The sequence below is a fragment of the Streptomyces sp. NRRL S-920 genome, assembly GCF_000717945.1.
Lineage (GTDB): Bacteria > Actinomycetota > Actinomycetes > Streptomycetales > Streptomycetaceae > Streptomyces > Streptomyces alboniger.
The window spans coordinates 1-22249 of record NZ_JODF01000075.1; the positions used below are offsets into that span (position 1 = coordinate 1).

Genomic DNA, 22249 nt, shown 5'->3' on the forward strand with positions numbered 1-22249 from the left:
CCCCCAAACCCCGCCGCCCGCCGCGAGGCCTACCGCACGGTGAGGGACACCCGCTCCTCCACGACCCGCTTCGCCAGCCCCTCCTCGCCGAGCCGCTCAAGATGCCGGCACAGCACCACGGACCCGCCCACCGCCAGCGCCCCGTACAGACCGTTGCTCAGGCCCTCCCAGGTCTCGTACGACTGCCCCGAGAGGACCCGGGACCCCGACTCCACGCCCAGCCGCGCGGCATCGGCGCGAGCCCGCTCCACCACCTCCGCGCCCGTCAGCTCCTCGCCACCCACCACGAGGGCGGGCTCGTCCGGATCCACCGGCGCGTACGGAGCGAACTGGTCCCCCTGACCGGGCACCTCGACGGCGTAGTCGGCGAAGCCGTCCGGCGTCTGGGGGAAGCGCCCCCCGAGCGGCCGCAGCGCGAGCGCGACCCGCTCCCCGGAGCACGCGCGCGCCGCGTCGAGCGTGTCCGGCCCGCTGACGACGAGGTCCGCCGACGCGGGGTCGCCGCCCACGTCCGCCACCACACCCACCGACGAACAGGCGAGCAGCCACACGGCCGTCTGCCAGTGCGCGGGCAACAGCAGCACGGCCCGGTCGCCGGGCTCGGCGGAGAGGTCGCCCTGGAGCAGATTGGCGGTCTTGGCCACCCAATTGGCGAAGGTGGCGACGGACAATTCCACGCGTTCACCCGTGGCGTCGTCGTAGAAGGTCACCAGGGGACGGCCGGGATCCGAGGCGAGCGCGGATCGCAGCAGGTCGGCAGGGGTGCGGTCGTTGGCGTTCACGGGCGCAAGCGTACGCGGGCACCCGCGCGCCCCCCGGCGTGGCGGGCAAGCGCGGGGCACCCGATCGAACCGCGCCGGGCCGACGGGCCGTCAATTCCCCAATGGACAGATACGTTCCGCTATGCCGACTATCAGACGTATGCGTGGATTCCTTACTTCCTCGATCGGTGTCACCTGCGCGGCCGCTCTGGCCCTGCCCCTCACCCTGCCGTCGTCCACCGCCCGGGCCGCACCCCCCGGAGTGAAGACGGCCTCCAGCGCGAAGGAGGCTCCCGGCGCGGCGGCGGCTCCCGGCGCGGAGGGGATCCCCGGCAGCACCCAGTCGCTGCCGCTCGCCCCCCTCGGCTCCGACCGCTCCGCCGGCCCCGCGGAACGCGAACAGGGCCTGACCCGGCGCGACGTCCGCCCCTTCTCGCTGGTGGGCGTCGTCTGGGACGACCCGGCCGACGAACTGCACGGCACCGTCCAGGTCCGCACCCGCGCGAGCGGCACCACCACCTGGTCCGGCTGGCAGCACGTCGAGACGCACAACCACGAACACGCGGCCGACCCGGAGACACCGGAACTCGGCACCGGCAAGGTCCGCGGCTCGACGGCGCCGCTGTGGGTCGGCGACTCCGACGGCGTGGAGATCCGCGTACGCGCGGAGGCCGACCGCCACGCCGACCGCGCCCCCACCGGCTCCCTGCTCCCCAAGGGCCTGCGCCTCGAACTCGTCCACCCGGGCGACGAGCCCCCGCCGCGCGGCGGCCCGGCCGAGGTGCCGCGCGCCACCGCCATGACCGCCGAGGCCGCCGCGGCCTCGGCCGTCAACGCGGAGCTGGCCCCGCTCGGCGCCACCGTGATCCCGGGGCTGACCAAGCGCCAGACGGAGGCGGACCTGATCGCCGCCCGCGGCGGCCCCGAGGCGGTCGGCAAGGTGCGGCCCTTCATCGGCCCGCGCCCGCGCATCATCACGCGCAAGGGCTGGGGCGCCGACGAGCGGATCCGCGAGCGGAACTTCGCGTACACCAAGACCGTGAAGGCCGCTTTCGTGCACCACAGCGCGTCCGGCAACAACTACCGCTGCTCACAGTCGGGATCCGTGCTGCGCAGCATCTACCGCTACCACGTCAGAAGCAGCGGCTGGCGCGACTTCGGGTACAACTTCGCGGTCGACAGATGCGGAAACATCTACGAAGGACGTGCCGGAGGTGTGGCCAAGCCGGTCCTCGGGGCCCACACTCGCGGTTTCAACGCGAAGAGCATGGGCATTGCCGTCCTCGGCACATACAGCCGCGCCACCCCGCCGAAGGCCGCCGTGAACGCCATCGCCCGGCTCACCGCGTGGAAGCTCGGTCTGTACGGCGTCAACCCGCGCGGTACTACCTACCTGAAGTCCGGCGGCGGCAACCTGTACAAGAAAGGCAGGAGCGTCCGGCTCAGGGTGATCTCGGGGCACCGTGACGGATTCGCCACCGAGTGCCCCGGCAGCCGCCTGTACAACAAGCTCGGCAAGGCCCGGTCCTCGTCGGCCCGTATGCAGGGCCGCTGAGCCCTGGTCGCACTGCACGATCTGCAAACCCGTCTGCATACACTGGCCGGCCGAAACTCAAGTTCGGCCGGCCCCAGCAGGAAGCAGAGACGACAGGTGACAGAAGCGATCCTCCTGGTCGGCGGCAAGGGAACCCGGCTGCGACCGCTCACGGTCCACACCCCCAAGCCGATGGTTCCGGCGGCGGGCGTCCCGTTCCTCACCCACCAGCTGGCGCGGGCCCGCGCGGCGGGCGTCGAACACATCGTCCTCGCCACCTCCTACCTCGCCGAGGTCTTCGAGCCGTACTTCGGCGACGGCTCGGCCCTCGGCCTGCACATCGAGTACGTCACGGAGACCGAGCCCCTGGGCACGGGCGGCGCCATCCGCAATGTGGCATCGCACCTGCGTTCGGGCCCCGACGATCCCGTACTGATCTTCAACGGCGACATCCTCACCGGCCTGGACATCCGCGCCCTGGTCGACACCCACCGGACGTCCGGCGCCGATGTCTCGCTGCATCTGACCCGGGTCGAGGACCCGAGGGCGTACGGCCTCGTCCCCACCGACGCGACCGGCCGGGTCACCGCCTTCCTGGAGAAGCCGCAGACCCCCGAGGAGATCGTCACCGACCAGATCAACGCGGGCGCGTACGTCTTCCGCCGCTCGGTCATCGACACGATCCCCGCGGGCCGCCCGGTCTCGGTCGAACGCGAGACGTTCCCCGATCTGCTCTCCTCGGGCGCCCACCTCCAGGGCATGGTCGACTCGACGTACTGGCTCGACCTGGGCACGCCCCAGGCGTTCGTCCGCGGCTCGGCGGACCTCGTCCTCGGCCGCGCGCCCTCCCCGGCGGTCCCGGGGCGCCGCGGCGAGGGCCTGGCCATGCCCACCGCCTCCGTCGCGCCGGGCGCCAAGCTCACCGGCGGCACGGTCGTCGGCGAGAACGCCCGTATCGGGGAGGGCGCGCGGATCTCCGGGAGCACGGTCCTGGCCGGCGCGGTCGTCGAACCGGGCGCGGTGATCACCGACTCCTTCGTCGGCTCGGGCGCCCGCGTCGGGGCCCGTGCGGTGCTCTCGGGCGCGGTGATCGGCGACGGCGCGAGCGTCGGCGCCGACAACGAACTGCGCGAAGGCGCACGCGTCTGGTGCGGGGCCACGCTCGCGCCGGGCGCCATCCGATTCTCCTCGGACCAGTGAGAGCCGCGGAGCGCCCCGGCGAGGACGGTCGTCGCCTACCCTCATAAAGATGTCGTCCCGTTTCGCCCCGCGCCCCACTCGCACCACTGTGCGCGGTGGCGAAACCGCCGTACCCGCGGGCGTCCCCCGCCAGGCCACGGCGGCCCGCACCCGTACGTGGAAGCCGCCGTTCCCGCTGGATCTCGGCGTGACCGTCGGCCCCCTGCGGCGCGGCCCCGCGGACCCCACCTTCCGTACGACCCCGGACGGCTCGGTCTGGCGTGCGAGCCGCACACCGGAGGGCCCCGGCACCCTCCGCCTGGCGCTGCGCTCCGGCACGGTGGAGGCGGAGGCCTGGGGCCCCGGAGCCGACTGGTTCCTCGACCGCCTCCCGACCCTCCTCGGCGCGTCGGACGACCCCGCGGCCTTCGAACCCCGCCACCGCCTCGTCGCCGCGACGGCCCGCCGCCGCCCCGGGCTGCGCCTGACGCGCACGGGCCTGGTCCTCGAGTCCCTGATCCCGTCGATCCTGGAACAGAAGGTCACGGTGGACGAGGCCTACCGCGCCTGGCGCCTCCTGGTCCGCGGCCACGGCGAGCCGGCCCCCGGCCCCACTCCGAACCTGTACGTGATGCCGGACCCCCGCACCTGGTCCCTGATCCCCTCCTGGGAGTGGCACAAGGCGGGCGTGGACAACAAGCGCGCGTCAACGATCCTGCGCGCGGCGAAGGTGGCCGCCCGGCTGGAGGAGGCGGCGGAGATGGAGCCCGTGAAGGCCCAGGCCCGCCTCGAACTGATCCCCGGCATCGGCCCCTGGACCTCGGCGGAGACCGTCCAGCGCAGCAACGGCGCCCCGGACGCCGTCACGGTCGGCGACCTCCACCTGCCCGGCATCGTCGGGCACGCCCTGGCGAACGACCGCGCGGCGGACGACGAGGCGATGCTGAGCCTTTTGACCCCCTACGAGGGCCAGCGCCACCGCGCCACCCGCCTGATCCTCCTGAGCGGCCACACCCCACCGCGCAGAGCCCCGCGCATGCGCAGAACAGACATCGCCCTACTCTGACGGCGCGCGAGAAGGCCCCCGGCCCCGCCCCCTTCACCGGACGGTGACAAAGCCCTCCACATCCCGCACGCCCCGAGCGGGAGGCGACACCGCCGGATGCCCCACGGCCACCGCCCCCATGGGATCCCACTCCCGCGGCAGTCCAAGAACGCCCCGCACGACATCCCGGCAGAACATCGTCGACGAGATCCACGCGGAGCCGAGCCGCTCCCCGGCCAGCGCCACAAGGAAGTTCTGCACGCCCGCCCCCGCCGCGACCACGAACATCTCCCGCTCGGCCGCGTCCCGCCGCGCGTCGCCGTACGTATGGGCCCCGTCCGTCACCAGACAAGGCACCACCAGATAAGGCGCGTTACGCAACACGTCCCCGCGCCGCACCCGCTTGGCGATAGCGGCCTCCGAGCGCCCGTCCCGCCGCAGATCCGCGACCCACGCGTCCCGCATGGCGTCCAGCAACTCGCCCCGCGCGGCCGCGGACTCCAGCAGCACGAACCGCCACGGAGTCGTGTGATGCGGCGCGGGCGCGGTGAGAGCCGCGGCGACGGCACGCCGCACGGCCCCGGGGTCGACCTCCTCGTCCGTGAACTCCCGCACGGTCCGCCGCAGCGCCACGGCCTCCCGCACCGCCTCGGACGTCCCGAGCCGGAACATGTCCTCCCGCGCCCCGCGCACCAACGCCCGAGCACCTACGTCCGTAAAGTCACCGGAGCCGTCAGAGCCGTCGAAGCTGTCGGAGTCGCCGCTCAGCACATGGGCGAGCCCCCGCACCACCGCGACCGGCAGCCCCGCGGCCTTCCCCTTGACGAGATCTCCCGCGGCGGCCAGCTCGTCGGCCGTGGCGACGACGGTCGCGCTCAGTGGATTGCCGTACGCGTCGACACCGCCCCGCAGATCGTCCAGCACCCGCACGCCGGCCGCCCCGATGGCCACATCGGTGAGCCCGGCCCGCCAGGGCCGCCCGAAGGTGTCGGTGACGATGACCCCCACCTCGACGCCCAGCGCGTCCCGCACCCCGTCCCGCACGGCGCGCGCCGAGGCGTCGGGGTCCGAGGGGAGCAGCAGCACCGTGCCCGAGGGGGTGTTCGACGCGTCGACCCCGGCCGCGGCCATCACGAGGCCCTGCCGGTTCTCGACGATCCGCAGGGTGCCGCGCCGCGCGACGACCCGTACGGTCTCCGCGTCGATGGCCGCCTCGCGGTCGTGCGCCTCGACGATCCGTCCCTCGGCCTTGCTGACGATCTTGGACGTGACGAGCAGGACGTCCCCGTCGGCGAGGCCCGGCTCGGCGGCGGCGATCAGCTTGGCGAGGTCGTCGCCCTCCCGCACCTCGGGCAGTCCGGGGACGGCCCACACCCGGAAGGACGGGCCCGTGCCGTCCCGCGAGGTCACGCCCGCACCTCCGAGGCCAGCGCCAGCGCCTGCCGCGCCATCTCCGCCGCCGCGTCGACGTCGGTCATCATCAGCGGGATGGCCCGGCAGCGGATGCCGGCGCTCTCCACGCGCTCCACCACGCCCGCGTCGACGCTGTCGACCAGCCATCCGTCGAGCAGTCCGCTGCCGTAGTGCTCGGCGACGGCGGCGGCGCTGGTCTCCACGCCGACGGCCGCGAGCACCTTGTCGGCCATGCCCCGGACGGGTGCGTCACCGACGATGGGGGAGAGCCCGACCACCGGCACGTCCGCGTCGGCGATCGCCTCGCGGATGCCGGGCACGGCGAGGATGGTGCCGACGCTCACCACGGGGTTGGACGGCGGGAAGAGGACGACGTCGGCCTCGGCGATGGCCTCGAGGACGCCGGGCGCGGGCTTGGCCTGCTCGGCGCCGACGGGCACGATCGCGTGCGCGTCCACGGAGGCGCGCAGCCGCACCCAGTACTCCTGGAAGTGCACGGCCTTCTGCTCGCCGTCGAGCGTGACGGCGACATGCGTCTCGACGCGGTCGTCGGACATGGGGATGAGCCGCACCCCGGGCTGCCACCGCTCGCAGAGCGCCTGGGTGACGGCGCTGAGCGGATAGCCGGCGCCGAGCATCTGCGTCCGCACGATGTGCGTGGCGAAGTCCCGGTCGCCGAGCCCGAACCACTCGGGCCCGACGCCGTAGGCCGCCAGCTCTTCCTTGACCTTGAACGTCTCGTCCGTACGCCCCCAGCCCTGCTCCTCGTTGATACCGCCGCCGAGCGTGTACATCACGGTGTCCAGGTCGGGGCAGACCTTCAGCCCGAACAGGTGAATGTCGTCACCGGTGTTGCCGATGACCGTGATGTCCGCGTCGGGCGCGGCCTTCTTGAGCCCGCGGAGGAAACGGGCGCCGCCGATGCCGCCGGCCAGAACCACAATGCGCATGGTCCCCAGCATGTCAGGCGGGTACGACAGTGCGTCAGGCGGTTACGACATCCTCCGCGACGCCGCCCGTGACGGCGGCGGCGCACTGGGCCGCGTGCATCGGCATCTCGGTCAGGCCGGGGTAGTACACGTGCAGGCTGACGGCCGGTTCGAGGGAGTCGTTGACCACTTCGTGCACGTACCCCGGCGCGAAGACGCGCTGCGCGCCGGCCGTGAGCGCCCGTGTGCCCCGCTCGGTGTGTTCGGTCAACTCACCCTCCAGGAGGGTGAGCACGCCGGAGGAGCGGCCGTGGTCGTGCAGGCCGCTGCCCTGGCCGGGCACCCAGGAGAGCAGCCAGACCTCGTAGCCGACGGGGGCCTCCCCTGCTCGAGCGGAGCCGAGAGCTTGGGGAACCGTGCGCAGGCGGTGGTACCAGCGGCTGGTGGCGTCGTACTGGACGAGGTGCTCCCACTGGGAGCGGTCGGCGGCGATGGCGCGGGCGAGGCCGACGAACTCGGCCACGGTGGCGGGGTGCTCGCGGGCGGGCTGGAGGAGGTGCGGGACTTCGAGGATGTCGCCGGCGATCTGGAGGTCGCTGTCGCTGTTCATCGTGCGGTGGTTCCTCAACGTGAGAGTGCTGGGGTGTCGCGAAGGATGGGTGGAGCGCGGGAAGGCAGCAAAGAGCAGGTCAGGCAGGAATGCGTGATGCGGGGAAAGCGGCTCGACAGCTGGATGGACTCAACAGCTGGAGCAGGAACAGCAACAGCGCGCGTGGGCAGCACCGATGGACCCGCTGGTGCGGGTCATCGAAAGAGCCAGGTTCGCGAGCATGCCCACCAGGACACCTGCTGACACCTCCACTGTCAACTCAATGTCCGAAATGTGGGATAGCTTTCACCTCATCCGGTTGTTCGGACAGGCGAAAGGTTTGTGCACCGGGTTCACGGGACACATGGCGCAGCAACCGGCGCTCAAACGTCGACGTCCTTCTGTGTGTGGCCCCTTCCGGAGCCTCCCGGAGGGGGAGTGCCGGCGGGTCGCCGATGGGTGTCATGGTTTATGCCGATTTGAACACTTTCCGCATAGCCTTGGTTCCGCAGAGTGAATAAGGGGCCCAATAGCAGATCTCGGCTTGACTGGCCCGGATCGGCGCACTTGTAATTTCACTCGTGTCGTTCAGCCGAAACCGGTAACGGCAGCACCACGGGGACGCACAGACAGACGAGGGGCGCAGATGACCGAGCTGGTTCAGGAACTGCTGGTCGAGGACGCGGACGAGGAACTCGGCTGGCAGGAGCGCGCGCTGTGCGCCCAGACCGACCCCGAGTCCTTCTTCCCCGAGAAGGGCGGCTCCACGCGCGAGGCCAAGAAGGTCTGCCTCGCCTGTGAGGTCCGCTCCGAATGCCTCGAATACGCGCTCGCCAATGACGAACGCTTCGGAATCTGGGGCGGCCTGTCGGAGCGTGAGCGCCGACGACTGAAGAAGGCAGCGGTGTGAACGGAAGCGCATCCGCGCAGGTGCCGCCGCATTTCGGCACACATCTCCCCAATCAATGCGCGACGAACGGCCCGTCGCCCGTGGGTCATCCACAGGCGGCGGGCCGTCCTGGTGCCAGCCGTTAGTGTGGGGCCCCGTCCAAGACGCCCCGGCGCCCCCGCAGGGCGCAGGCGTCCACCGCAGTCCATCGAACCGGGGCCCGTACCTCGATGTCCGTGCACAGCCATTCGGCAGCCCATAACGACGCTGCCGCCGGGTTCGACCCGACCCGCCCGCCCGAGTTCCCGCGGCACGTCGTGACCGCCGTCCTCGTCTCCCACGACGGCGCCCGCTGGCTGCCCGACGCCCTGGCGGGGCTGCTCGGCCAGGAGCGGCCCGTGCAGCAGGCCGTGGCCGCGGACACCGGCAGCGCGGACGACTCCGCCCGCCTGGTCACCGAGGCCCTCGGCCCCGACCGCGTCCTCCACCTCGCCCGCCGCGCCGGCTTCGGCACCGCCGTCGACGAGGCGGTCGGCGGCGCCGGGACGCTCACCCCCGAAGAGCTGCCGTACCTGAAGCGCCCCAGCGGCTGGGACCCGGTGAGCCGGTCCTGGCGCGACGACGCGTACGACATGCCGGACCTGCCGCACGGCGAGCCCGTGCAGTGGCTGTGGCTGCTGCACGACGACTGCGCGCCCGAACCCGACGCCCTCGCCGAACTGCTGCGCGCCGTCGAGAACGAACACGAGCTGGGCAAGGACGTCGCCGTCGTCGGCCCCAAGCTCCGCGGCTGGTACGACCGCAGGCAGCTGCTCGAAGTCGGCGTCTCCATCGCCAACAGCGGCCGCCGCTGGACCGGTCTCGACCGGCGCGAGCAGGACCAGGGCCAGCACGACCACGTACGGCCCGTGCTCTCCGTGTCCACCGCCGGAATGCTCATCCGCCGCGACGTCTACGAACAGCTCGGTGGCTTCGACCGCCGCCTGCCGCTGATGCGCGACGACGTCGACCTGTGCTGGCGCGCGCACGCCGCGGGCCACCGCGTCCTCGTCGCCCCCGACGCCGTCGTGCGGCACGCGGAGGCGTCCTCGCGCGAGCGCCGCACCGTCGACTGCGTCGGCCGTACGTCGACCTCGCCGCACCGCGTGGACAAGGCGGGCGCCGCCTACACCCTGCTCGTCAACGCCCGTACGGCCGTGCTGCCCTGGGTGCTCTTCCGGCTCGTCCTCGGCACGCTCCTGCGCACCGTCACGTATCTCGTCGGCAAGGCGCCCGGACAGGCCCTCGACGAGATCGCCGGATTCCTCGCCACCGTGCTGCGCCCCGGGCGGATCGTCGCCGCCCGCAAGCGGCGCGGCAAGCCGGTGCCCGACGCGGGGGAGATGCGGGCCCTGTTCCCGCCGCCCGGCGCCACCGTGCGGGCCACCGTCGAACAGGCCGCGGGCAGCCTCGTCGGCCGCTCCGACCCCGAGGCCCCCGCGGGCGCGGGACGGCACGGCGCCGTCGAGTCCGGGCCCGGCGGCGACGACGCCGACTTCCTGGAGATCGAGCAGTTCGCCCGCCTCAAGCGCATCGCCCGCAAACCGGGACCGATGCTCTTCGTAGTGCTCCTGTTCGTCTCGCTCGTCGCCTGCCGCGCCCTGCTCGGCAGCGGGGCGCTCGCGGGCGGCGCGCTGCTGCCCGCCCCCGCCGACTCCTCGGGCCTGTGGGCGCGTTACGTGGACGGCTGGCACCCCGTCGGCACCGGCGGCACCGCGGCCGCGCCCCCCTACCTCGCGCTCGTCGCCGGACTGTCCACCCTGCTGTTCGGCTCCACCGGGCTCGCCGTCACCGTGCTGCTCGTCGGCTCCGTGCCGCTGGCCGGCATCGCCGCGTACTTCGCCTCCCGTCCGCTGGTCACCTCGCGCCTGCTGCGCGCCTGGGCCTCCGTGGCGTACGCCTTCCTGCCCGCCGCCACCGGCGCGCTCGCCGGCGGCCGCATCGGCACCGCCGTCCTCGCGGTCCTGCTGCCGCTCATCGCGCGCGCGGGCGCCGCGGCCGCCGGTCTGACGGCCTCCGGCAGCGCCCGCGGCACCTGGCGCGCCACGTGGGCGTACGCACTGCTGCTGACCCTCGCCACGGCGTTCACGCCGGTCGTCTGGCCGATCGCCCTGGTGCTCGGCCTCGCCCTGCTCGTGCTGCGCCGCCGCGAGATCACCGCGTACGGACCGCGCTTCCTCGCCGCCGTCGGCACCCCGCTGCTCATGCTCGCCCCGTGGTCGCTGACGCTGCTGCCCTTCGGCTTCTTCAAGGAAGCGGGCCTGGAGTTCGGCGCCGGTTCCGCGACCGCGCTCGACCTGCTCGGCAGCAGCCCCGGCGGCCCCGGCACCGTGGACGGACTGCTGCTCGTCGGCATCGTCCTGGCCGCCCTCGGCGCCCTGCTGCGCACCGAGCGGCAGCTCGCCGTGCGCACCGCGTGGACGGCCGCCCTGGTCTCGCTGGTCTTCGCCGTCCTGTCGAACGGCTCGGCGTGGGCGGGCCCCGCCACCCTCGCCTACGGCATCGCGCTCCTCGCCGCCGCCGCGCTCGGTGCCGACGGGGCACGCGCGCGTGTCGCCGAGCAGAGCTTCGGCTGGCGCCAGCCGGTCGCCGCGCTCATCGCCCTCGCCGCGGCGGCCGGGCCGCTGCTCGTCGCCGCCGGATGGATGGTCCGCGGCGCCGACGGCCCCCTGGAGCGGCGCGATCCGGTGCAGGTGCCGGCGTTCGTCGCCGAGGAGAGCGGCACGCAGGACCAGGCCCGCACCCTCGTCCTCGACAGCGAGTCGGCGGCCGAGGTCGCCTACACGCTCGTACGAGGCTCGGGCGCCCGGCTCGGCGACGCCGAACTGGCCGCGTCCGCGAGCCCCGACGGCAGGCTCGACAAGATCGTCGCCCGGCTCGTCGCGGGCTCCGGCGCCGACCAGGCCGATCAGCTCGGCGGCTACGCGGTGCGCTATGTCCTCGTACGCGAGGGCGCCCCCCGCCAGATGAGCCGCACGTTGGACGCCACCCCCGGCCTGACCCGGCTCAGCCAGGAGGACGGCAGCGCCCTGTGGCGCGTGGACCGGCAGGTCTCCCGCGCCGCCATCGTCCCGAAGGCCGGTGACCCGGAGCCCGTCGCCGCGGGCCCCGTCGAACTGCACACGAAGATCCCCTCGGGCGACGCGGGCCGCGTGCTGCGGCTCGCGGACTCCGCCGCCCCGGGCTGGACGGCGACCCTCGACGGGCGCCCGCTGACCCGCACCACGCTGGACGGCTGGGCGCAGGGCTTCGAACTGCCCGCGTCGGGCGGCCGGCTGGACGTCACGTACGACACCCCGGTCAGCCACACCGCCTGGCTGTGGGCGCAGGGCGCGCTCGCCGTCGTCCTCGTGGTGCTCGCGCTGCCGGGGCGGCGCCGCGACGTCGACGACGACCTCCCCGACGAGCCGGTGATCCCGGCCGAGGCGGTCGAGGGCGAGGGCCGCAGGGCGCGCAGGCTGCGGGCCCAGAGCGAGCAGTCCGCGCAGGACGCGGACGTACCGCCTCCTCCTTCGGAGGAGGCCCTGGCGGCCGTCCCGCCGCAGCAGCCGTACGGCGCGTGGGAGGAACCCGCCCACGCGGGCGCCGGACAGGGCGCCTACGGCACCGAGCAGCAGTACGAGGGCGACCAGTACCCGCCCGGCTCCTACGAACAGCCGACCCACCCGGCGGACGGCTACCAGGGCGGCCAGTACGACCCGTACGCCTCCTATGGCGGGGCGGGCGGCGCCTACGGAGGCGGGCAGCAGTACGGCCAGCCCTACGGAGAGGACCCGTACGGCGGGCAGCAGCTCCCGACGCCTCCGCAGCCCCCGCGGCCGCCCCACGGCACCGACAGTGAGCGCCCCGACGGGAGCCAGCAGTGAACCGCACCACTCAGTCCTTGATCGCCGTGGTCGTCGCGCTCGGCGCCGTCACCGGGTACGCCGCGACCAGCGGCCCCGACGACAAGGGCGACGACCGGGCGAAGTCCGCCGCGCGGCTGCCCGTCGAACGCACCAGCCTGCTCTGCCCGGTGCCCAGCGCCTCCGACCTCGCGGAGACCTCGTACACCGCGTTCACCCCGAAGGCGGGCGGCGCCGGGGGCACGGGCAAGGCGGAACTGCTGCCCGTGACCAAGCAGTTGACGGACGCTCCGCAGGAGGACGCCAAGGGCAAGGAGGCCAAGCCCTTCCTGACCCAGAACAAGCCCGGCGAGGCGGTCGGCGGGGAGGAGTCAGGCGCCGAGGCACCCGCGCTCATCGGCACCGCCGACGGCCCGCTCGCCCCGGGCTGGACCGTGCAGCAGACCACGACGTACTCCGCGGGCAGCGGCCGGGGCGCGCAGGGCACCAACTGCACCGCGCCCGACACGGACTTCTGGTTCCCGGCCGCGAGCACCGCCAAGGACCGCAGCGACTACATCCACCTGACCAACCCCGACGACGCCGCGGCCGTCGTCGACGTGGAACTGTTCGGCCCGGACGGCGAGGTCACCTCCCCGGTGGGCGAGGCCATCCAGGTCCAGCCGCACTCCAGCGTCCCGGTGCTGCTCTCCACGCTCGCCGACAAGCAGTACACGAACCTCACGATGCACGTGACCGCGCGCAGCGGCCGGGTCGCGGCCGCCGTGCAGTCCTCCGACGAGAAGCTCGGCGGCGACTGGCTGCCCGCCTCCGCCGACCCGGCTGCCGAAGCCGTCCTGCCCGGCATCCCGAAGGACGCCACCTCGGTGCGCCTGGTCGCCTTCGCGCCGGGCTCCGAGGACGCCGACGTGAAGCTCCAGCTCGCCTCGCCGACCGGCACGATCACCCCGGCCGGTCACGAGAACCTGCACATCAAGGCCGGGATGACCGCCGCCGTGGACCTGGGTGACATCACCAAGGGGGAGGCCGGTTCGCTGCTGCTCTCGCCGACCGACAAGGCGGTGCCCGTGGTGGCCGCCCTGCGCGTCACCCGCGGCAAGGGCAGCGACAAGGAGACCGCGTTCATCCCGGCGACGAACGCGGCAGGCACGCGCGCGACGGTCGCCGACAACCGCGCCAAGGGCTCCACGCTCTCCCTGGTGGCCCCCGGCAGGACGGCGAAGGTGAAGGTCACGGCCTCGCCCGGCACCGAGGGCGGCACGCCGGCCGCGAAGACGTACACGGTCAAGGGCGGCACGACACTGGAGATCGGCGAGCCGCCGGTACCGGCCGGCCTGAAGGGCGCGTACGCCCTCACCGTGGAGCCCGTGTCCGGCGGCGAGGTCTACGGATCGCGGATGCTGTCGCTGCCCGAGGACGGCATCCCCATGTTCACGGTCCAGACGTTGCCGGACGACCGGGGGACGGTGTCGGTGCCGGACGCGGAGCGGGACCTGACGGTGTTGCAGAAGTAGTAGCCACCGCCGGCCCTTGTCGCGGGACGGTCAGTCCTCGTCGCGGGACGGTCAGTCCTCGTCGCCGTAGCGCGGGTCGACCGAGTCCGGGGAGAGGCCGAGCAGATCGGCGACCTGCTCGACGACCACCTCGTGCACCAGCGCGGCCCGCTCGTCACGCCCCTTGGTGCGGATCTCCACCGGGCGGCGGTAGATGACGATCCGGGCGGGCCGCCCATCGGACGCAGGGAGGGAGCCGCCGAGCGGCACCGCCTCGTCCTGCCACTCCCCGTCGGGACCACCCAGGGGCGGCACCTCGAGCACCAGGAAGTCGACCTCCGCGAGCTGCGGCCAACGCCGCTCAAGACGCTCCACGGAGTCCTGCACCAGGTCCGTGAACGCCTCCGCGCGGCTCGCGGACAGCGGTACCTGGGGCGGCGCCACGGGGCCGCGCATGCCCCGGCCGTGGCGGTCGCGGCGGCGGGGCCTCGGGTCTGCGGAGCGGGGCTGTACGGGGTCGTCCATCACCGATGAAGCGTAGTCCCCGGGATCGCCCTTTCCGTGCGGTGCGCGGCATGTCGTTTCCTGACCGATCCGGCCGGGCTCGGACTCGATTTCGTATCTCTCCCGGACCGCCTGGCGCACGCCAAATGACGTGATTCACGCCATGTGGTGACCGAATTCAACACCACCCGCCCCTCCAGCCACCGGCGTCTGCGCAGGTCAACACCGCACCCCCGCGCCCCTCTCGCTCGGGGAGCACGGCACGACACGGGGGAGTGACCTCGTGGGGAGTCGTCGCGGCCCGCTCAAGAGTGCGGTACCGTCCAACGTCGTGAGCCCTGTACGTCGCTGTTCGCGCACCGCTTGCGGCCGTCCCGCCGTCGCGACGCTGACGTACGTCTACGCCGACTCGACCGCGGTCCTCGGCCCCCTCGCCACCTACGCCGAACCCCACTGCTACGACCTGTGCGCCGAGCACTCCGAGCGCCTGACCGCGCCCCGCGGCTGGGAGGTCGTCCGGCTCGCCGACGCCTCCGGTCCGGCCCGCCCCTCGGGCGACGACCTCGAAGCGCTCGCCAACGCCGTGCGCGAGGCGGCCCGCCCGCAGGAGCGCGCGGCCGAGGCGGGCGGCGGTGCCCGCAGGGCGGACCCCATGGAGGTCGCGCGCCGCGGCCACCTCCGGGTACTGCGCTCTCCCGACTCCTGAACGAGCCGCGGCCACCGGGCCACTGAGCTTCCACACGGCCCCCGAGCGCTCCCACACGGCTTCTGAGCCCCCTTCACCGGATCTTCGCCGCTCCGCACGTTGACTCCCGTTCGTCGAGGCCATGACGATTTCGCCACCCACAGCCCGGGAGGCGTTCCGTGTACGTGCAGCAACTGGAGCCGGTGGCCGACTCGCTCGGCCTCTCCGCGCTCGCCGCGACCCTGCCCCTTCTGACCGTCCTCGTCCTCCTCGGCGCCGTCCGTATGAAGGCCCACCGGGCGGGGCTCATCGGCCTCGCGGTGGCCGTCCTCGTCGCCTGGCTCGCGTACGGCATGCCACTCGGCCAGACCGCGTCCAGCGCCGCGCAAGGAGCCCTCTTCGGGCTCTTCCCCATCCTGTGGATCGTCGTCAACGCCCTGTGGGTGTACCGCATGACGGTCCGCACCCGGCACTTCGACATCCTGCGCCGCTCCTTCGGACGGCTCTCCGACGACCCCCGCGTCCAGGCGCTCGTCGTGGCCTTCTGTTTCGGGGCGCTCCTGGAGGCGCTCGCCGGATTCGGGGCGCCCGTCGCGATCTGCTCGGTCATGCTCGTCGCCCTCGGCTTCGACCCGGTGCGCGCCGCGGTCGTCGCCCTCGTCGCCAACACCGCGCCCGTCGCCTTCGGCGCCATGGGCACCCCCGTGGTGACCCTCGCCCAGGTCACCGGCCTCCCCCTGGACACCGTCGCCACGGTCGTCGGCCGCCAGACCCCCCTGCTCGCCCTCGTCGTACCGCTGCTCCTGGTGGGCCTCGTGGACGGCCGGCGTGGGCTGCGCGAGACCTGGGTGCCCGCGGTCGCATGCGGGTTCGCCTTCGCCGCGGCCCAGTTCGCGGCCTCCAACTACGTCTCCGCGCAGCTCGCCGACATCGGGGCGGCGCTCGCGGGCGCGGGCGCCCTCCTTGCGGTGCCGCACGCGCGCAGGCCGGCCGCCGAGCCCGTACGCGCCGCGGTCCTGACCGGCGTACGCAGCGAGGACCTCGACCAGGACGACCCGCGCCCCGAGGTGCTGCGCGCCTACGCCCCCTACGCCCTGATCGTCGCCGTCTTCTCCCTCGCGCAGATACCGGCCGTCAAGGACACCCTCGCGAAGGCCACCCGCACCTTCGACTGGCCCTTCCTCGCTGTCGCCGACCCTTCGGGGGACCCGGTCGGCGGCAATGTCTTCTCGCTGCCGCTCGTGTCGACGGGCGGGACGCTCGTGCTGCTCGCCGGCGTGCTCACGGCCATGGTGATCGGGGTGCACGCGCGCGTGGCGGTACGGGAATGGGCCGCCACCGTCCATGAGTTGCGCTTCGCGATCCTCACCGTGACCTCCGTACTGGCGCTCGCGTACGTCATGAACCTCTCCGGGCAGGCCGCCACGATCGGGCACTACGTAGCGGGCGCGGGAGCGGGGCTCGCCTTCCTGTCGCCGGTGCTCGGCTGGTTCGGCGTCGCGGTGTCCGGCTCCGACACCTCCGCCAACGCCCTGTTCGGCGCGCTCCAGGTGACGGCCGCTCAGCAGTCGGGACTCTCGCCGGAACTGCTCGCTGCCGCCAACAGCTCCGGCGGGGTCCTCGGCAAGATGATCTCCCCGCAGAACCTGACGATCGCGTGCGCCGCCGTCGGGCTCGCGGGCAAGGAGGGCGATGTGCTGCGCAAGGTGCTGCCGTGGAGCCTCGGACTGCTCCTCGTGATGTGCCTGATCGTGGTGGGGCAGAGCACGGTCGTCCTCGGCTGGATGCTGCCGTGACGGGGGGCCGGGCACGGTATGCCGCCGCGGACGGCTTCTTGTCGGTGGTTGCGGGTAGTTTGGGACGACCGACGTGGGGTGACCGACGTACCGACGTAACGCGCAGAGCTTGCAGAGAGGGTTGGCCGTGACTGCTGATCTGTCCCAGATCGTGAAGGCGTACGACGTTCGCGGGGTGGTCCCGGATCAGTGGGACGAATCGCTCGCGGAATTGTTCGGGGCCGCTTTCGCCCAGGTCACGGCGGCGGACGCGATCGTGGTGGGGCATGACATGCGCCCCTCGTCGCCGGGCCTGTCGCGGGCCTTCGCGCGCGGGGCGGCCGCGCGCGGCGTGGACGTGACGGAGATCGGGCTCTGCTCGACGGACCAGCTGTACTACGCCTCGGGCGCGTTCGACCTGCCGGGCGCGATGTTCACGGCCTCGCACAACCCCGCCCAGTACAACGGCATCAAGATGTGCCGCGCGGGCGCCGCCCCGGTGGGCCAGGACACCGGCCTCGCGGAGATCCGCGCCCTGGTGGAGGGCTGGCTGGCCGACGGCGCCCCCGAGGACGCGGCGAGCGCGGGCACGCTGACCCGGCGCGACACCCTCACCGACTACGCCGCGCACCTGCGCGGCCTGGTCGACCTGACGTCCAGCCGCCCCCTGAAGGTCGTGGTGGACGCGGGCAACGGCATGGGCGGGCACACCGTCCCCACCGTCTTCGAGGGCCTGCCCCTGGAACTGGTGCCGATGTACTTCGAGCTGGACGGCACCTTCCCCAACCACGAGGCGAACCCCCTGGACCCGGCGAACATCGTGGACCTCCAGGAGCGCGTGCGCGCCGAGGGCGCCGACCTGGGCATCGCCTTCGACGGCGACGCGGACCGCTGCTTCGTGGTCGACGAGAACGGCGACCCGGTCTCCCCCTCGGCCATCACCGCCCTGGTCGCCTCCCGCGAGCTGGCCAAGCACGGCGGCAGCGGCACGGTCATCCACAACCTGATCACCTCCTGGTCGGTCCCGGAGGTCGTCAAGGAGAACGGCGGCACGCCCGTGCGCACGCGCGTGGGCCACTCCTTCATCAAGGCGGAGATGGCGAGGACCGGCGCGATCTTCGGCGGCGAGCACTCCGCGCACTACTACTTCAAGGACTTCTGGAACGCGGACACGGGCATGCTCGCCGCCCTCCACGTCCTGGCCGCCCTCGGCGAGCAGGACGGGCCGCTGTCCGGACTCGTCGCCCAGTACGACCGTTACGCCGGCTCCGGAGAGATCAACTCCACGGTCGACGACCAGACCGCCCGGCTGGCCGCGATCAAGACGGCGTACGCGGCACAGGACGGGGTCACCCTGGACGAGCTGGACGGCCTGACGGTGACCGCCGCCGACTGGTGGTTCAACGTCCGCGCCTCCAACACCGAACCCCTGCTGCGGCTGAACGTCGAGGCGCGGGACGAGGCCACGATGACCAAGGTCCGCGACGAGGCCCTGGCCATCATCCGCGGCTGACACCACCCGCCCGGGGTGCGGGCGCAGGCCTTCCCGCACCCCCCGCGCCCCGCCCCGCGCGGAGGTAGGCTGACCAGGCCGCGGCCCGCGATGGGGCAGCACCGGACACCGCCACCGCGGCACCGCGAGCCGCACCCCATTGGCTCGGAAAACCTCACCACATCAGCTCGAAGGGACCCACCCCATGGCGCTCGAAGCCGGCCTTCTGGAGATCCTCGCCTGCCCGGCCTGCCACGCCCCCCTCAAGGAGACGGACACCGAGCTGATCTGCACGGCGGACGCCAAGAAGTGCGGCCTGGCCTACCCGGTCCGCGACGGCATCCCCGTACTCCTGGTCGACGAGGCCCGCCGCCCCGCGTAACGGCGGAGCACCCCCGCGCAGGGGCACCCCGCAGGGACACCCGCCCCGGCACGACCCAGCAGCGCGCGCCAAGCCGCGCACGGCGAATCGGAGGCCTCACCCCCATGCTCGACGAGTCGCTGCTCGACGCCCCCGAGGCGCTGGCCCGCGCCGACCGACGCGGCCTGCTGCGCGGCGCGGCCGAAGCGGGCGCCCGCGTCCGCACCGCGGTCCGGCACGCCACGGAGGCCGGGCTGACGGACCTCAAGCCCGACGGCCGCCCCCGCGCCATCCTGGTCGCGGGCCCCGGCACCGCCGCCGTCTGCGTGGCGGACCTCCTCGACGGGCTCGCGGGAGCCGGCTGCCCCGTCGTCCGGCTGGCGCCGACCGGCGTCGCCCCCGCCGCGGGCGCCCTGCGCTGGGCGCTCCCCGGCTGGGCCGGCCCCGTCGACCTGCTGCTCATCGCCACCCCGGACGGCTCGGAACCGGGCCTGACGCTCCTCGCCGAACAGGCGTACCGCCGCGGCTGCACGGTCGTCGCCGTCGCCCCCGCGCGCACCCCCCTGGCCGAGGGCGTGGAGGGCAGCCACGGCCTCACCGTCCCCCTGGCCACCTCGCCCTACGGCGCGTACGAAGGCGCGCACGACGAAGCCGACCGCGACTCCGGCTCGTACGAGGCACGCCGCGTGGAGGACGAGGCCGCGCCCGGCGCCCCCGGCACCCTGTGGGCCCTCCTGGTCCCGCTCCTCGTGCTCCTGGACCGCACCGGCCTGATCGCCGCCCCGGTCGACGCCCTCCAGAAGCTCGCCGACCGCCTCGACCGCGTGGCGGAACGCTGCGGACCGGCCATCGCCACCTACAGCAACCCCGCCAAGACGCTCGCCGCCGAGCTGGCCGACGCGTTCCCGCTCATCTGGACCGAGGGCCGTGCCGCGGGCGTCGCGGGCCGCCGCTTCGCCGCCACCCTCGCCGAGCTGGCCGGGCACGCCGCCCTGGCCGCCGAGCTTCCCGAGGCCCTGCCCGCCCACGGCGCGCTCCTCGCGGGCAACCCCGCGGGCGGCGTGGACACCGACGACACCGACGACTTCTTCCGCGACCGCGTCGACGACCCGGCCGCCCTCCGCGCGCGCGTCGTGCTGCTCCGCGACCGCCCGGTCGACGCCGGGGGGCTCACCGCGGCGCCCGCCGCCCGCGAACTGGCGCACGGCCACGACGTCGCGCTGAGCGAGCTGGAACCGGAGGCGGAGGACGAACTGGAAGCGCTCGCGGAGCTGATCGCCGTCACGGATTTCGCCGCCGTTTACCTGGCGCTCGCCTCGGGGGACCGATCATGACCCCGCAGGTCACAGCCCCGTCGGCCGAACCGGCGGCAGTTCAGCATTCGCGTACGCAGTAAGGGAGAGCCCCTCCGTGGACCGCCTCACCAACACCGTCCGCCCCTACGCCTGGGGCTCCACCACCGCCATCGCGGAACTCCTGGGCGTCGAGCCGAGCGGCGATCCGCAGGCCGAGATGTGGATGGGCGCCCACCCAGGCGCGCCCTCGCGCACCGACCGCGGCGCACTGAACGAGGTCATCGAGGCGGACCCGGAGCGCGAGCTGGGCCCGGCGGCGGTCGCCAGGTTCGGCCCGCGCCTGCCCTTCCTCCTCAAGATCCTCGCCGCGGGTGCCCCGCTCTCCCTCCAGGTGCACCCCGACCTCGCGCAGGCCAAGGAGGGGTACGCGGAGGAGGAGCGCCGGGGCGTCCCCGTCGACGCCCCGAACCGCAACTACAAGGACGCCAACCACAAGCCCGAACTGATCTGCGCCCTCACGCCGTTCGACGGCCTGTGCGGTTTCCGCGCCCCCGGCGAGACCGCCGACCTCCTGGAGGGCCTCGGTGTCGACTCCCTCAAGCCGTACGTCGACCTGCTGCGCGCCCACCCCGAGGACGCCGCCCTGCGCGAGGTCCTGACGGCCGTCTTGAGCGCCGACCCCGAACAGATGGCCGAGACGGTCACCGAGGTCACGGCCGCCGCCCAGCGCCTCGGCGGCGACTACGCCCCGTACGCGGGCATCGCCCACCACTACCCCGGCGACCCGGGCGTCATCGCGGCGATGCTCCTCAACCACGTACGGCTCCAGCCCGGTGAGGCCCTGTTCCTCGGCGCGGGCGTTCCCCACGCCTACCTCGACGGCCTCGGCGTCGAGATCATGGCCAACTCCGACAACGTCCTGCGCTGCGGCCTGACCCCCAAACACGTCGACGTACCCGAACTCCTGCGCGTGGTCCGCTTCGAGGCGACCGACCCCGGCGTCCTGCGCCCCGAGGCGGCCCCCACGGGCGAAGAGGTCTACGACACCCCGATCGACGAGTTCCGCCTCTCCCGCTTCGTACTGCCCGAGGGCGCGGCCCCGCACGACCTCACCGCCACCACCCCGCAGATCCTGCTCTGCACCGCGGGCTCGGTCCGTGCGGGCGAACTGCCCCTGACGCCCGGCCAGTCCGTATTCGTCCCCGCGGGAGAAAGGGCCGAAGTGTCCGGAGTGGGCACGGTTTTCCGGGCCACCGTGGTGGCCTGACGCGGCGGCACCCTCCCGTGCTGCAACAATGACCCACCGCAAAGGGCGGGCAAAGCACAGCCCGCCGGCGATGGCCGAGCACATTCGAAGGCGAAGGGACCCCGGGCACTTATGAGCGCGTCAGGCGGAACAAAGGCGATTGTCGCGGCACTCGCCGCGAACCTCGCGATCGCGGTGGCGAAGTTCGTCGCGTTCATCTTCAGCGGCTCCTCATCGATGCTCGCCGAGAGCGTCCACTCGCTGGCCGACTCCGGCAACCAAGGGCTGCTGCTCGTCGGAGGCAAGAAGGCCCAGCGCGAGGCGACCCCGCAACACCCCTTCGGCTACGGCCGCGAGCGCTACATCTACGCCTTCCTCGTCTCGATCGTCCTCTTCTCGGTCGGTGGCATGTTCGCGATCTACGAGGGCTACGAGAAGATCAAGAACCCGCACGAGATCGAGCACTGGTACTGGCCCGTCGGGGTCCTGGTGTTCGCGATCATCGCGGAGACCTTCTCCTTCCGCACCGCCATCAAGGAGTCCAACCAGCTGCGCGGCAGCCTCTCCTGGACGCAGTTCGTCCGCCGCGCTAAGGCCCCCGAGCTGCCGGTCGTCCTCCTGGAGGACCTCGGCGCGCTGGTCGGCCTGGTCCTCGCCCTCGGCGGCGTCGGCATCGCCCTCGCCACCGGTGACGGCGTCTGGGACGGCATCGGCACACTCTGCATCGGCGTCCTGCTCATCGCGATCGCGATCATCCTCGCCGCGGAGACCAAGTCCCTCCTGCTGGGCGAGGCCGCGGGCACCGAAGAGGTCAAGAAGATCGAGCAGGCCCTGGTCGACGGCGACACCGTCACCAAGGTCATCCACATGCGCACGCTCCACCTCGGCCCCGAGGAACTCCTCGTCGCCGCCAAGGTCGCCGTCCAGCACGACGACACGGCCACCGAGGTCGCCGCCGCGATCAACGCCGCCGAGGACCGCATCCGCGCCGCCGTCCCGATCGCCCGCGTGATCTACCTCGAACCGGACATCTTCAGCGAGGCGGCGGCAGCCGAGGGCACCAACCCGGGCAAGTCGCCCGGCGGCCACTGACCTCGCTCCCGTAGCCGCGTACGTACGTCGATGGGGCCCCGCACCAGCAAGGTGCGGGGCCCCATCGACGTACGTACGGAAAG

At 73.3% G+C, this 22249-nt stretch carries 18 protein-coding genes; 13 read left to right on the forward strand and 5 right to left on the reverse strand.

The annotated features are described in order from the left end of the window. Positions 1-29: 29 nt before the first annotated feature. Positions 30-782, reverse strand: coding sequence for a TIGR03089 family protein (locus IG54_RS0132915; RefSeq protein WP_030793234.1), 753 nt, complete (start codon positions 780-782; stop codon positions 30-32). 139 nt (positions 783-921) lie between these two features. On the opposite strand from IG54_RS0132915, the gene IG54_RS0132920 reads away from it, so the two are divergent. The 3 genes from IG54_RS0132920 (at position 922) to IG54_RS0132930 (ending at position 4540) form a co-directional block, all read left to right on the forward strand. Further along, complete coding sequence (locus IG54_RS0132920; protein WP_234336442.1) at positions 922-2316, forward strand: peptidoglycan recognition protein; 1395 nt, start codon at positions 922-924, stop codon at positions 2314-2316. 96 nt (positions 2317-2412) lie between these two features. Next, positions 2413-3495 (forward strand): sugar phosphate nucleotidyltransferase, encoded by a 1083-nt coding sequence (locus IG54_RS0132925; protein ID WP_030793238.1) that lies wholly within the window; start codon positions 2413-2415, stop codon positions 3493-3495. A 49-nt stretch (positions 3496-3544) separates the two neighbouring features. Then, positions 3545-4540, forward strand: coding sequence for a DNA-3-methyladenine glycosylase family protein (locus tag IG54_RS0132930; RefSeq protein WP_030793240.1), 996 nt, complete (start codon positions 3545-3547; stop codon positions 4538-4540). Between the two features lie 33 nt (positions 4541-4573). Here the strand turns inward: IG54_RS0132930 and IG54_RS0132935 are convergent, their stop codons facing one another. From IG54_RS0132935 to IG54_RS0132945, 3 genes are read right to left on the reverse strand one after another with little or no spacing between them, the layout of a single operon-like run. Beyond that, positions 4574-5929: a coenzyme F420-0:L-glutamate ligase gene (locus tag IG54_RS0132935; protein ID WP_030793243.1), complete on the reverse strand. Its 1356-nt coding sequence runs from the start codon at positions 5927-5929 to the stop codon at positions 4574-4576. Then, positions 5926-6882, reverse strand: a complete 957-nt coding sequence (gene cofD, locus IG54_RS0132940) for a 2-phospho-L-lactate transferase (RefSeq protein ID WP_030793247.1) — start codon at positions 6880-6882, stop codon at positions 5926-5928. Before cofD ends, IG54_RS0132935 begins: the two co-directional genes overlap by 4 nt. Before the next feature lie 34 nt (positions 6883-6916). Continuing rightward, the gene (locus tag IG54_RS0132945; protein ID WP_030793250.1) at positions 6917-7471 is read right to left on the reverse strand and encodes a cysteine dioxygenase; all 555 of its coding nucleotides are present in this window, start codon (positions 7469-7471) and stop codon (positions 6917-6919) included. A 625-nt stretch (positions 7472-8096) separates the two neighbouring features. Here IG54_RS0132945 and IG54_RS0132950 point away from each other — a divergent pair. From IG54_RS0132950 to IG54_RS0132960, 3 genes are all read left to right on the forward strand, one after another. After that, positions 8097-8360, forward strand: coding sequence for a WhiB family transcriptional regulator (locus IG54_RS0132950; RefSeq protein ID WP_016642094.1), 264 nt, complete (start codon positions 8097-8099; stop codon positions 8358-8360). Between the two features lie 209 nt (positions 8361-8569). After that, on the forward strand, positions 8570-12244 hold the full coding sequence (locus IG54_RS0132955; RefSeq protein ID WP_030793254.1) for a glycosyltransferase family 2 protein: 3675 nt from the start codon (positions 8570-8572) through the stop codon (positions 12242-12244). Then, positions 12241-13737, forward strand: a complete 1497-nt coding sequence (locus tag IG54_RS0132960) for a DUF5719 family protein (protein WP_030793257.1) — start codon at positions 12241-12243, stop codon at positions 13735-13737. The genes IG54_RS0132955 and IG54_RS0132960 overlap by 4 nt, the downstream gene beginning before the upstream one ends. 51 nt (positions 13738-13788) lie before the next feature. Here IG54_RS0132960 and IG54_RS0132965 read toward each other — a convergent pair whose 3' ends face one another. Next, on the reverse strand, positions 13789-14241 hold the full coding sequence (locus tag IG54_RS0132965; RefSeq protein ID WP_030793260.1) for a metallopeptidase family protein: 453 nt from the start codon (positions 14239-14241) through the stop codon (positions 13789-13791). A gap of 262 nt (positions 14242-14503) precedes the next feature. Here IG54_RS0132965 and IG54_RS0132970 point away from each other — a divergent pair, with 262 nt between their 5' ends. From IG54_RS0132970 to IG54_RS0133000, 7 genes are all read left to right on the forward strand, one after another. Beyond that, positions 14504-14926, forward strand: coding sequence for a DUF3499 domain-containing protein (locus tag IG54_RS0132970; protein ID WP_055528720.1), 423 nt, complete (start codon positions 14504-14506; stop codon positions 14924-14926). A 158-nt stretch (positions 14927-15084) separates the two neighbouring features. Continuing rightward, on the forward strand, positions 15085-16701 hold the full coding sequence (locus IG54_RS0132975; RefSeq protein ID WP_030793265.1) for an L-lactate permease: 1617 nt from the start codon (positions 15085-15087) through the stop codon (positions 16699-16701). 127 nt (positions 16702-16828) lie between these two features. Next, positions 16829-18193, forward strand: coding sequence for a phosphomannomutase/phosphoglucomutase (locus tag IG54_RS0132980; protein WP_030793268.1), 1365 nt, complete (start codon positions 16829-16831; stop codon positions 18191-18193). Between the two features lie 184 nt (positions 18194-18377). Next, positions 18378-18554 carry a Trm112 family protein gene (locus IG54_RS40850; RefSeq protein WP_078594789.1) on the forward strand — a complete coding sequence of 59 codons (177 nt, stop codon included), beginning with the start codon at positions 18378-18380 and terminating at the stop codon, positions 18552-18554. Positions 18555-18658: 104 nt separating this feature from the next. Further along, entirely contained in the window at positions 18659-19867 is a 1209-nt protein-coding gene (locus IG54_RS0132990; RefSeq protein ID WP_030793271.1) for an SIS domain-containing protein, read from the forward strand. A 76-nt stretch (positions 19868-19943) separates the two neighbouring features. After that, positions 19944-21095, forward strand: coding sequence for a mannose-6-phosphate isomerase, class I (gene manA, locus IG54_RS0132995; RefSeq protein WP_030793274.1), 1152 nt, complete (start codon positions 19944-19946; stop codon positions 21093-21095). Positions 21096-21206: 111 nt separating this feature from the next. Continuing rightward, positions 21207-22166 (forward strand): cation diffusion facilitator family transporter, encoded by a 960-nt coding sequence (locus IG54_RS0133000; RefSeq protein ID WP_030793278.1) that lies wholly within the window; start codon positions 21207-21209, stop codon positions 22164-22166. Positions 22167-22249 lie beyond the last annotated feature (83 nt).